Genomic DNA, 12,112 nt, shown 5'->3' with positions numbered 1-12,112 from the left:
GGAATCCTACTTCGTCATTCACTTCGTGTAAGTTTGTTGGTAGAAGCGCTGATATTCTTCTAAATCCTTGCTCTGGAGCAACAGCGGCAGATTATCAATACCGATTACAAGGGTTTGGTAACCCGCGCCGCGCAGTCGGTTGAGCGGCGACTGCGGGCCTCGCAATTTAAGAGCGTAACTCTGAGCTACTTTCGCATTGGGCAAGGACTGTACCACCACCAGGTCGAAGGCATCGCCTAGGGGTTGCTGCTGGACTTGCAGGTTACTGGTTTTGAAATAGCGGTTGTTGTAAGTACTAAGCTGGGTCGGCAGGTCGGCGAGCGGCGCGGCGCCTTTGGGAAAGGCCAGTACTACAACGTGCGCCGCGGCTAAATCGGTCTTGTAAGGAGTAGCCGGTTTGGTGGGCGCCGGACTAGTCACTACCGGAGCAGTATTGGGAGCAGAAGTAGGGGCCGGCGTTGTGGAGTTGGAAGGTGCCTTGTCGGGTGCCGGCGGGGTAATAACCGGGGTCGTTGCCACTGGCGAAGTGGGCTGAGCAGTATCAGTGGAAGGTGGCGCTGCGGTAGTTCCTTTGATTGGTGCTGGCGTTTTCTTGCCGCGGGCACGAGCTTGTGCGGCGGCCATCCGAGCTGCTTTCGCCGGATCGACGGTGGGCGCCGCAGGGGATGTGGTTTTGGCTACCCCAGCCGAATCCGTAGTTGGTTTAGCATTCTCTGAAATGGGAGCCGGAACCGCAGGGGGCGATGCTGGCGCCGTGCCGGTAGGTTTGGTAACTGGGGCTGGGGCCGGCGGTGTGACCGGGGCAGGCTTAGTTGGGGCTACAGGAGCCGGATCAAGTACCGGTTTGGCATATAGTGTCCGCATTCGGGTGTCAACCTCACCTGGCTTGAACACCGACACGACCGGCTTGTCGTTGGAAGCCAGAGCGCCGAAAATCTGGCCTTGGTCGTATTTCTTATACGTTTCCATCAACGTAGCCGCCTGATTAGCCAATGGGCTTTCCGGGTAGTCTTTGTAAAACTTCGCCACAGCAGCCTTGGCCGTACTTGGGGGCTGGGTACGAATGGTAAGAAGGGCATTCAGGAAAGCCACCCGGTCTGTGAGGTCGTTCTCCGGATATTGCTTGCGTGTGCGGGCCAGCACAGCCGACGACTTGGTGAACTCTTGCTTTTTGTAAAGCGCAAAAGCCGAGTCGAGCATCGCGGATACCTTGGCGTTGACCAGCGACGTACGGCGTAAATACTCCGGATCGGCGACCAAGCGCGCGTACGAGGAATTGGGATAGGCCTGACGCAGACGTTGCGCGTACACCTCCGCTTTCGCCGGCTCGTTCTGCTCTTTATACAGCAGATAAAGACTATAAAACACCTCTGCCGAATGGCTACTCTGCGGAAAGCGCGCAATCAGGCCTTCGTAAGTTTCGATTGCCCGCACTGGCTCGCGCAATTGCTGGCTATAGATGCCGCCCAAAGCGTAAGAGGCCTCTTCTACCTGCTTATTAGATGCCTGAAGCTGGGGCGCCGTGAGCGGGATATTCTGCCGATACTGCGCCACCAGCGTCTGAAGCTGCATAGCCGGAGTCGCGGCGGCAGGTGCCGCGCCGCTCGCTGGCGTATTGACATTGGTAGTGCCAGCACCAGCAACCGAAACGGGCACATTGCCACCTTGGTTGGTAACTGGCGAACCACTTGCCTGGCTGGTTACGCGCCAGTTGTCCTGTAATTGGCGGTCGCCCCAACGCCTGATAAAATCAGCGCGGGCGGTGGTAAGCGCCGTGGGGTTATCAAAATACCACTGAGCTCCTGTGCTGGCATTAGCAAAAGCCGTTGGGTCGATGGCAGCATTGCCAGATTGCAAAGCACTGGTAGCGGCCGCCGACGATAGCGACGATTGCTGCCGTTGGGCACGCTCTTGCTGCGCGGCCAGCTTCGCCTCGGCTGCCCGGCGAGCATCCAGCTCGGCTTGCGCATAGTGGGTCAGCCGCGCCTGAAGTGACGCAGTATCCAGCTTAGCCAGCAGCTGCAAGCTATCCTGCGTTTCCACAACCCCGATCTGATTGGCAAAGTCCTTTAAAATAGCAGCTCGTTCCGCAATAGCCACATAATCAGGAGATTCGCGAGGCATGTTCTGTACTGTGCTGTCGTAGTAAGCAGCCGCCAGACGGTATTTCTGCAGATTCTCGTAGTAAATCTTGCCGGCTAATAAGTAAGTGTAGGCCTTTTGCGCACGATTGGGGCTTTGGGTACGAGCCGATTTTTGGAGCAAGGCCAATGCGTCGTCGTAGCGCTGCTGGCGGTAGTCCAGCCGCGCCATCTCGTAGTAGATCTTGTCGCGGTATTCCTTGTTCTTAGTGTCCTTCAGCAGCTTCGCGAAGTACTTATTCAACCGCGCCCGATCCGTCGTGTTTAGGTCGGAAACCTGGCCCAACATGAGTTTCGAAAAGAAATCCAGCTCGTAGGGCGGATTGCGCTTCAGGATCTTGTTCAGCTCGGCATACGCTTCTTTGTCCTGGCCGTTGGCTTGGTAGAGCTGCGCCAAGATGTAGCGCGTACGCGACTGCTCGTTTTTGGGCTCTATATAAGGAATGGCCTTGTTGAGATTATCGATGGCCAGTTTCTGATCGCCGGTAACCAGATAATATTCGGCGCGTGTGAGAAACAACTCTCGGGCGTTTTGCTCCGTACCTTGCTCTCTATCAAGGATATCTGAAACAGCGCCGGCACTTTCGTATTCTTTGGTAGCAATAAAGCTTCGCATCAACCAGATCAACGCCTGGTGTTTGGCGTTGGCGTCTTGGCTGGTGGTATTTACATACTTGAAGGTTTTGATCGCGTCTTCGTACTCTTTTTTATAATAGCGGGCCTTCCCAATCACGATATAGCTGTCGTCGGTCCAGTCGCTGCCGGGGCGGTGCTGAATCGGAATGGAAGCCTTCTTGATGATGTCGTCAAGGTCAGCGGTGACTTTGGCTACCGAGGCATCGTCTAGGGTTGGGAAAAGCGGCAGAATGCGGTTGTAGTCATTCACGCGGCCTTTATATAAAATCTCTTCTACTGCCCGTAACTTTTCGCGGGCCAGGAAATACCCATTGTCGCGGGCTACCACATTTTCGTAAGCGCGGCCTGTAAAGGATTTGCGCTCGGAAGAACACGCAACCATCCCGATAACGCCCAGCCCAAACGCGGCGGCAACAAGAAGCAGACGTAAAAGAGAATGTTTCGTCAAGGCAAGAAAAGTCGAAAGCAAGAGTTGCAGCGGAAACGTGCCCGGCCCGCCGATTCGTTCGGTAGCTTCGGCCATGCCTTATCTATAACGTATCGCGTCGGGTAAAATTACGGGATTTTCTTGGCCGCCGTCGTTTTCCTGCGTATCAGAAGTAAGCCAAAGTTCTGCTACTGGCCCGAAAATCAATACTTTCGCAGCCCCAAGTTTTCCTCCGCCCATGGTCCCCCATCCGCCAGCACCTGAGAAGCCCGACAAATCCGACTCCGATCGGCTGCGCAACTTTGCCAAATATTCGGGCATCGCTTTTCAGATGCTGGCTACGATTGGGCTGTGTGCTTGGGCCGGTACGTGGCTCGACGGGCATTTTCACAATGCTCGGCCCTGGTACACGATCGGCCTGATGCTGCTGGGCGTTGTGGGGGCACTGGTGCAAGTCATTCGTTCTGTTACCCGCGATTAATCATTTTTATCTGTGGCGCGCTTTTTTCGTAATTTATTGATATTCAGTTTGTTACTTGGAGGCGTGTTTTACGCCTTGCATAGTCAGTTTGGGGCGGCCCTGATTCACCCTCTCACAGGCTATGTGTTTGGGTTCTTCGTGGTCATATCCGTGATCACCTACTGGATCACGGCCCGCGCCGTTCGGGCCGATGCCAACAATTTCATGGCTGCTTATTTCGGCTCGATGGTCGTGCGCCTATTGCTTTCGGTAGGGCTGGTGATGGTCTTCTTATATAAAGGAGGCGCACACGAGCGTCCGGGGCGCTGGACCTTTCTGGGAAGCTTCTTCGTACTGTATTTTCTATTTGCCGGGTTTGAAGTCTGGTCTGTTCTGAGTAACTTGCGCCCGTTTTCAAAACCGGGTATAAACCCCAAATGAAGGTTTTGTGAACGCCACCCTAACCCACTCTGAATGAAGCGTTTACTGATATTCCTATTCTGTATTCTTTCGCTTCCTGTTTTTGCTCAAGAACCAGCCGCCACCCAAGCCGAAGCTACCGACGCGGAGGCTTTCAGCCCCGGCGAAATGATTCTGCACCACATTGGTGATGCGCACGAGTGGCATTTTGCCACGTTGGGCGATGAGAAAACCGGTACTCATTTCTCAATTCCGCTGCCCGTTATTGCTTACCAGCCCAGCAAAGGCCTAAGCGTATTTTCGTCTTCTAATCTCGCCGAAGGCAAGGCTTACAACGGTCTTAAGCTGGAGCACGAGCACCTCGTTTCCGAAGACGGCAGCAAGGTATACGACTTCTCGATCACCAAAAACGTGGCTTCGCTGATCCTCAGCGCCGCGCTGTTGCTGCTGATCTTTACGGCTGTGGCCCGCGGCTACCGCAAAAATCACGGCAGCGCCCCGAAAGGCATTCAGTCCTTCTTTGAGGTCATTATCACCTTCATTCGTGATGAAGTAGCCAAGAAGTCCATCGGGCCGAAGTACGAGCGCTATATGCCGTACCTGCTCACGATTTTCTTCTTTATCTGGTTTAACAACTTGTTGGGCTTGATGCCGGGCGCCGCCAACCTTACCGGCAACATCGCCGTGACCATGACGCTGGCGCTGATGACCTTGTTCATCACGTTGTTTAGCTCAAATAAGAATTACTGGGCACACATCTTTGCTACGCCTGGCGTACCGAAATTGCTTTTGCCCATCATGATCCCGGTTGAATTGATCGGCGTAGTAGTAAAGCCCTTCTCCCTGATGGTTCGTCTTTTTGCCAACATCACGGCGGGCCACATTGTAATTCTGAGCTTCATCAGCCTGATCTTTATTTTCAAGAGTATTTTTATTAGTCCCGTAACGCTGGCTTTCGGTTTGTTTATCAACGTGTTAGAGCTGTTGGTAGCCATTCTTCAAGCCTATATCTTCACGCTGCTGACGGCCATGTACATTGGCGGTGCAGTAGAAGAGCACCACGACGCCGACTTGCAGATGGGCGGTGGCGACGCTTCAGCGCCTGCCCACGGTCACTAAGATCATTTCTCTCACCCAGACTTTTTTCGTTTTTCACTTCCCCTCAAATTCTTTTTTATGCTTCTTTCTCTGTTGTTGCAGGTTGCGAATTCTGTTGGTTTAGCTGTAATGGGTGCTGGCATCGGTGCTGGTCTCGTTGCACTTGGTGTTGGTCTGGGTATCGGCCGTATCGGTGGTAGCGCTATGGAGGCTATCGGCCGTCAGCCAGAAGCAGCAGGTCGCATTCAAACGGCTATGCTGATCGTAGCTGCTCTTATTGAAGGTCTGGGTCTGTTCGCAGTTGTAGTCTGCCTGCTGATTTCCTTCAACCTCTAGGGATAGGGGCATTCCTTTGGCAGCCCGCTGCGCGTCGCTTCGGCGCACGGCGTAGCGGGCTGACTTAGCTTTTCGAAGTGGCCAGATGCAAGAGCGCTATGCCCAGGCTGCGTTCTTTAAACCGGGCTTTGGCATGATTGCTTGCTCACTTCCTCTACTCGCAGTACGCGGCACTACCTACCATTATGGAACTGATAACCCCCAACTTAGGCCTGATTTTCTGGCAGCTGGTGATTTTTCTCATCGTGCTGTTCTTGCTGGCCAAATTTGCTTGGAAGCCCATCCTCAGCTCGCTGAAGGAGCGGGAAGACTCCATTGAAAGCGCTCTGCGCATGGCCGATCAAGCCAAGCTGGAAATGCAACAGCTGAAAGCTGGCAACGAGAAGCTGCTTGCTGAGGCCCGTTTGGAGCGCGACCGTGTGTTGAAGGAAGCTACGGATTTGGCTAACAAGCTCATCGAGCAGGCCAAAACCAAAGCAACCGAAGAGGGCGGCCGCATGATTACCCAAGCTCGCGAAGCCATCCAAAACGAAAAGAACGCTGCTTTGGCCGAAGTGAAAAACACGGCTGCTCAGCTTTCTATCGACATTGCGGAGCGCATTTTGCGCCGTGAGTTGACGGACGCTAACTCGCAAAAGCAACTGGTGGACTCCTACCTTAAGGCTGTTAAACTGAATTAGTAACGGGTAGAGCGTGTTAGCCGGGTTCTGAAAGCCCGGAAATGCTAATGCCTCTACTAGCTACTCTATCCTAGACCAATGTCTGAAATACGAGTTGCCTCCCGCTACGCCAAATCGTTGCTGGATCTGGCCGAAGAGCGTGGAACGCTGGAACAAGTAAAACAGGATATGGATCTGTTCAGCAAAACGCTCGAGCAGAACCGTGACTTGCGCTTGTTGCTGCGTAACCCGATCGTACAGCACGATAAGAAACTTGCCATCCTACGCGCCGTGTTTGGCGGTAAAGTGAGCGAACTGACGGAGAAGTTTTTCACCATCATCACTCAGAAAAACCGCGAAAGCGCACTGGAGTTTATTGGTACTGAGTTTCTTAGCCAATATAATGTGCTTCGTGGCGTTCAGGTGGCAGAGGTAACCACGGCTACCCCGCTCACGCCCGAGCTACGTGCCGAAGTAACCAAATTAGTGCGCGAACAAACTGGTTTGCAGCAGGTTACGCTCAACGAAAAAGTGGACGAAGCCCTAATCGGTGGCTTTATCCTACGCGTGGGTGACCGCCAAATTGATGACTCCGTACGCTATCGTTTGCGCAAGTTGCGCAACGAATTTTCGAAGAACCCCTACCAACCTTTAGTATAACTCTCATGGCAGAAGTACGCCCGGATGAAGTATCCGCCATCCTGCGGGAGCAGTTGTCCAACTTTAAGACCGAAGCCGAACTCGAAGAGGTTGGTACGGTACTGCAAGTTGGCGACGGTGTAGCCCGTATTTACGGTCTGGGTAAAGCCCAGTCGGGGGAATTGCTCGAATTTGAAAATGGCCTGCAGGCCCTTGTGCTCAACCTGGAAGAAGACAACGTAGGTGCCGTAATGCTCGGCGACTACAGCGAAATTCGGGAAGGTGCAACAGTGCGCCGCACCAATAAAATTGCTTCCATTCAAGTTGGTGACGGCATCATCGGACGTGTAGTAAACACGCTCGGTCAGCCCATCGACGGCCGTGGTCCCATTGCCGGCGAAACGTACGATATGCCTTTGGAGCGTAAAGCCCCTGGTGTTATCTACCGTCAGCCGGTAACCGAGCCGCTGCAAACCGGTATCAAGGCTATCGACGCCATGATTCCGATTGGCCGTGGTCAGCGTGAATTAATCATCGGCGACCGTCAGACAGGTAAGTCGACGGTAGCTCTTGATGCTATCCTGAATCAGCGTGAGTTCTTTGAGCGTGGGGAGCCAGTTTTCTGCATCTACGTTGCAGTAGGACAGAAAGCCTCGACCGTAGCTCAGGTAGTAAGTGCGCTGCAGCGTGGTGGCGCAATGGACTATACCGTAGTAGTTGCCGCTTCGGCTTCTGATCCGGCTCCTATGCAGTTCTTTGCTCCCTTCACGGGTGCAGCTATTGGCGAGTTCTTCCGCGATACGGGCCGTCCGGCTCTTGTGGTGTACGATGACTTGTCGAAGCAAGCTGTAGCATACCGCGAGGTGTCGCTGCTTCTGCGTCGTCCTCCAGGACGTGAGGCATATCCGGGTGACGTATTTTACCTGCACAGCCGCTTGCTCGAGCGTGCCGCGAAGATCAACGCTTCGGACACCATCGCTCGCGATATGAACGACTTGCCCGAGAGCATCAAGCACCTTGTAAAAGGTGGCGGCTCGCTGACTGCTTTGCCGCTCATCGAAACTCAAGCGGGTGACGTTTCGGCTTATATCCCAACCAACGTAATCTCGATTACGGACGGTCAGATCTTCCTCGAAACCAACTTGTTCAACTCAGGCGTTCGCCCTGCGATCAACGTAGGTATCTCGGTATCGCGTGTGGGTGGTAACGCCCAGATCAAGTCGATGAAGAAAGTGGCTGGTACACTCAAACTTGACCAAGCACAGTTCCGCGAACTGGAAGCTTTCGCCAAGTTTGGTTCCGACCTCGACGCTTCAACCAAGCTCACCATTGAGCGCGGCCGTCGTAACCTTGAAATCCTGAAGCAGCCGCAATTTTCGCCTGTTAAGGTAGAAGATCAAGTTGCCATTATCTACGCGGCTACCAACGGTCTGCTCGACGCCGTACCCGTTGACAAGGTGCGTACGTTCGAAACAGAATTCCGTCAGGTGATGAACACCCGTTATCCTGAGGTGCTGAAGGCGCTGAAGGCTGGCAAGCTCGACGACGAGGCGACTACCGCAATTCGTCAGGTAGCCAAAGACCTGTCGGCTGCCTACGCGAAGTAAGCTTCTATCAGCCGTTTGCAGCATAAAAATTGCAAACGGCTGATACTGATATTATTACCACCCAAGAATGGCTAGCTTAAAAGAAGTCCGGAATCGCATCGTATCGGTGCAAAGCACGCAGCAGATCACCAAAGCCATGAAAATGGTAGCGGCTGCCAAGTTGCGTCGCGCGCAGGACAACATCCTGCGCATGCGTCCTTACGCGCAGCGGCTCAACAGCATTCTGAGCAACCTGACCCGCCAGATAAGCGACGATGTAATCAGTGAATACGCCGTGCAACGCGAAGTGCGCCGCGTACTTATCATTGCCGTTACCTCGGACCGGGGCTTGGCTGGGGCATTCAACAGCAACATCTTCAAAGGTGTTAATCAGCTGATTGCGGAGCGTTATGCTGCGCAAGCTGCTGCTGGCAACCTCACTGTGTTAGCCATTGGTCGCCGTTCGCACGAGTATTTCTCGAAGCGCGGGCCGGTACTTGGCAATTACACGCACGTATTCACACAACTTTCCTTTGATACGGTGCGCGTTGCGGCTGAAGAAGCCATGCAAGGCTTCCGCAATGGCCAGTTCGATGAGGTTACGCTGGTGTACAATGAGTTCAAAAACGTGGCAACGCAGGTTGTACGGGTTGAGCAACTGTTGCCCATTCTGCCATCAGAAGAACCCGCTAATACTACTGCGGCCAACGCAAGCATCGATTACATCTTTGAGCCTTCAAAGGAAGAAATCGTGCGTGAGTTGATTCCGCAGTCGATACGAGTGCAGCTTTACAAAGCAGTTTTGGAAAGCAACGCTTCGGAGCATGGCGCCCGCATGACGGCCATGGACAAAGCCACCGAAAACGCCGGTGAATTGCTCAAGTCGCTCAAGCTGACGTACAACCGTACTCGTCAAGCTGCCATTACCACCGAGATTCTCGAAATTGTAGGCGGCGCGGAAGCTTTGGCTGCTAGTAGGTAAGCAATTGACTGTCAAATAGTTATAAAAGGTCTGCCTCGTTTTGGGCAGACCTTTTTGTTTTGCTCAATTCGCTGCTTTACAGCTTCATGTAGTTCCGCTGAGCCCGTTGCTTGCTGGGCTTAGGCGTTTGGGGGTGCTGTGCCAAGAGGTCGAGCACTTGTTGGGGAGTAATTGCAGTAAAGTCGTTGATCACGCGCAGGGGTGCCTGAAACTTTTCGGCTTTCACGAAAGTGCTCAGGCAGATACAATGCATTTGGGCTTTATACGCCGCCTGTTCTCCGAGAATGGCATCTTCAAATACCACGCAGCGCTCCGGCTCAACGCCTAACTTTTGAGCTACCACGCTGAACGTATCGGCGTGGGGTTTCCCTTTGTCGACGTCCTCTTTCCCCGTGATCACATCGAAGAAACGACGTAAGTGCAGGTGGTCGATGATGTAGCTGATGGTTTCGGGCGGCGAACTGGTTCCGAGACCAATCTTGAACCCCGCATCACGGGCCGATTGCAGAAAATCACTTAATCCCTTGACTTCTTTCCGCTTGCTCCAATAAAGCGCGCGATACAGAAATTCGCGCTGATCGGCGTACTTCTTCAGGTCCTTTTCGGGTACTGGGTGCTGAAAAACCGTTTTTAGGATGTTGGTAGCCGGCATCCCATTCAAGCGGGCCAGCAGCTTGCGCGCGTTGGTAGTGAGCCCGAGGTCGCGGAAAAGCAGCTGGAAAGCGCGCGCCTGATACGGCGTGTTGTCGATCAGCACGCCGTCCATGTCGAAAATGAGCGCGTAAGGAAGTTCTGTAGGCATTGGCGAGGCAAAAAAAGGGACTGGACAACCTGAGGAAAATACTCGTATCCTGTACGCGAACCCTTTGGAAATAGCTGCCGCTGGGGTGAGTACAGCGGCGGCGAATTATATTTACAGCCATTACCAACGGCTGCTTCCGGGCGTTGGACCGTTTAAAATTTGCTTTGATTTGAAAAAGTGCCTGATTCTGCTGCTGGCCGCTGCTTTGGCGGGGCCTGCGCTCGCGCAAAAGAACCCCAAGGCGGTTGACCGCCCCAAGCTGGTGGTGGGCATCGTTGTCGACCAGATGCGCTACGATTATCTGTACCGCTACTGGGCCAAGTACGGCAACGATGGATTTAAGCGCTTGCTAGGGCAGGGGTTTAGCTACGAAAACACGCATTACAACTACGTGCCAACCTACACTGGCCCAGGCCACGCGAGCGTGTATACGGGCACTACGCCCTCGGTGCACGGCATCGTGGGCAATAACTGGTATGTGCGCGCAGCGGGCCGGGAAACGTACGTAACCGAGGACAAAACCGTACAGCCCGTGGGCGGAACGGCGCTGGCCGGGCAGCAGTCGCCGCGCAACATGCTCACCACCACCATCACAGATGAACTGCGCCTGGCTACAAACTTCCAGAGCAAAGTAATTGGTGTCTGCATCAAAGACCGTGGCTCCATTCTGCCAGCCGGGCACTCAGCCAATGCTGCGTACTGGTACGACGGTGCCAACGGAGCCTTTATTACCAGTACGTATTACCAAAGTGCTCTGCCAGAGTGGGTTATGCAATTTAATAGCCGGAAGCTAGCCGAAAAGTACCTCTCGAAGCCTTGGGAAACGCTGTTGCCCATTGAGCAATACACGGAAAGTTCGGCCGATGATGTTGCCTGGGAAGGTGCTTTCAAGGGCGAAGCAAAACCGGTGTTTCCGCACAATCTGCCTTTGCTCAGCGGGATCAACATTGCGGCGGAAAAAGCCGGGGAGCGGGCGGGAGTCGATGCGTCGGCGGCCACTCAATCAGCCAATTACGACCTGATTCGCTCGACGCCTTTCGGGAATTCCCTAACGGCTGACTTTGCCATGGAAACCGTACGAGCCGAAAAGCTCGGGCAGCGCGGCCAAACCGACTTTCTGGCCCTGAGTTTCTCTTCGACCGATTACGTTGGCCACCAGTTTGGCACCACGGCCATCGAAACAGAAGATACCTACCTGCGCCTCGACCAGGATTTGGCGCGCTTTCTGGCGTTTCTAGACAAAACGGTCGGAAAAGGCAATGCGTTGGTTTTCCTGACGGCCGACCACGCGGCGGCGCAATCGCCTGATTTTATGCGTGATAAGCATATTCCTGCTGGTTCGGTAGGGCCGGCTCTCATGCGCGATTCCCTGCAGCAAATGCTGGTGCGGCGCCACGGCGCTGGCAATTGGGTGCTGTCGTACGAAAATCAGCAGGTGTATCTGAACCGCCCCCTGATCGCAGAACGGAAACTGGACCTGCGTAAAGTGCAGGATGAGGTCGTGGATGCCGCCGTTCGGCTCACGGGCGTCAACCGCGCCATTGCCGCCGACGATTTGCAGAAATCGCATTGGGAAAGCGGCATGTTGATGTACCTTGAAAATGGCTACTTCCCCAAGCGCAGCGGCGATGTGATGCTGGTGCTGGAGCCGGGCTGGCTGGAATCTTATTCGTATCCCGTAAACAAAGGCACTACGCACGGGTCTATGAATACATACGACACCCACGTGCCGCTCGTCTTCTGGGGGTGGCATGTGCGCAAGGGCGAATCCAATGCGCCGGCCAAGATTACCGACATTGCACCTACAGTAGCGCGGTGGCTGCACATTCAGGAACCCAATGGTTGCACGGGCCAACCACTCCAAGAAGTTTTGGGCCGGTAAGCGCGACGCTGGCACCGGCCCGTCGAGCTTGTTATATTTAGTTT

Annotated in this window: 11 protein-coding genes; 9 read left to right on the top strand and 2 right to left on the bottom strand. The window is 54.1% G+C overall.

The annotated features are described in order from the left end of the window. Positions 1-18 precede the first annotated feature (18 nt). The gene (gene porW / locus FHG12_RS06630; protein ID WP_139514981.1) at positions 19-3,300 is read right to left on the bottom strand and encodes a type IX secretion system periplasmic lipoprotein PorW/SprE; all 3,282 of its coding nucleotides are present in this window, start codon (positions 3,298-3,300) and stop codon (positions 19-21) included. Between the two features lie 142 nt (positions 3,301-3,442). Here porW and FHG12_RS06625 point away from each other — a divergent pair, with 142 nt between their 5' ends. The 8 genes from FHG12_RS06625 (at position 3,443) to atpG (ending at position 9,384) form a co-directional block, all read left to right on the top strand. Then, positions 3,443-3,685 carry an AtpZ/AtpI family protein gene (locus FHG12_RS06625; protein ID WP_139514980.1) on the top strand — a complete coding sequence of 81 codons (243 nt, stop codon included), beginning with the start codon at positions 3,443-3,445 and terminating at the stop codon, positions 3,683-3,685. Positions 3,686-3,748: 63 nt separating this feature from the next. Next, positions 3,749-4,105, top strand: coding sequence for a hypothetical protein (locus FHG12_RS06620; protein ID WP_139514979.1), 357 nt, complete (start codon positions 3,749-3,751; stop codon positions 4,103-4,105). 33 nt (positions 4,106-4,138) lie between these two features. After that, positions 4,139-5,203 (top strand): F0F1 ATP synthase subunit A, encoded by a 1,065-nt coding sequence (gene atpB, locus FHG12_RS06615; RefSeq protein ID WP_139514978.1) that lies wholly within the window; start codon positions 4,139-4,141, stop codon positions 5,201-5,203. A gap of 57 nt (positions 5,204-5,260) precedes the next feature. Continuing rightward, on the top strand, positions 5,261-5,518 hold the full coding sequence (gene atpE, locus FHG12_RS06610; protein WP_139514977.1) for an ATP synthase F0 subunit C: 258 nt from the start codon (positions 5,261-5,263) through the stop codon (positions 5,516-5,518). A gap of 185 nt (positions 5,519-5,703) precedes the next feature. After that, positions 5,704-6,198: a F0F1 ATP synthase subunit B gene (locus tag FHG12_RS06605; protein ID WP_139514976.1), complete on the top strand. Its 495-nt coding sequence runs from the start codon at positions 5,704-5,706 to the stop codon at positions 6,196-6,198. Positions 6,199-6,276: 78 nt separating this feature from the next. Next, positions 6,277-6,837 carry an ATP synthase F1 subunit delta gene (gene atpH, locus FHG12_RS06600; RefSeq protein ID WP_139514975.1) on the top strand — a complete coding sequence of 187 codons (561 nt, stop codon included), beginning with the start codon at positions 6,277-6,279 and terminating at the stop codon, positions 6,835-6,837. A 5-nt stretch (positions 6,838-6,842) separates the two neighbouring features. Beyond that, a complete protein-coding gene (gene atpA, locus FHG12_RS06595) occupies positions 6,843-8,423 on the top strand; it encodes a F0F1 ATP synthase subunit alpha (RefSeq protein ID WP_139514974.1) in 1,581 nt (526 codons plus the stop codon). Between the two features lie 67 nt (positions 8,424-8,490). After that, entirely contained in the window at positions 8,491-9,384 is an 894-nt protein-coding gene (gene atpG / locus FHG12_RS06590) for an ATP synthase F1 subunit gamma (protein WP_139514973.1), read from the top strand. A 76-nt stretch (positions 9,385-9,460) separates the two neighbouring features. On the opposite strand, the gene FHG12_RS06585 is transcribed toward atpG, so the two are convergent. Beyond that, positions 9,461-10,186: an HAD family hydrolase gene (locus FHG12_RS06585; protein ID WP_139514972.1), complete on the bottom strand. Its 726-nt coding sequence runs from the start codon at positions 10,184-10,186 to the stop codon at positions 9,461-9,463. 169 nt (positions 10,187-10,355) lie between these two features. Here FHG12_RS06585 and pafA point away from each other — a divergent pair, with 169 nt between their 5' ends. After that, positions 10,356-12,068 (top strand): alkaline phosphatase PafA, encoded by a 1,713-nt coding sequence (pafA, locus tag FHG12_RS06580; RefSeq protein ID WP_139514971.1) that lies wholly within the window; start codon positions 10,356-10,358, stop codon positions 12,066-12,068. Positions 12,069-12,112 lie beyond the last annotated feature (44 nt).

This window comes from Hymenobacter jejuensis, from assembly GCF_006337165.1.
GTDB classification, from domain to species: Bacteria; Bacteroidota; Bacteroidia; order Cytophagales; family Hymenobacteraceae; genus Hymenobacter; species Hymenobacter jejuensis.
Note: the sequence above shows the minus strand (reverse complement) of the source record. Positions and strands in the feature narration are given on the sequence as shown.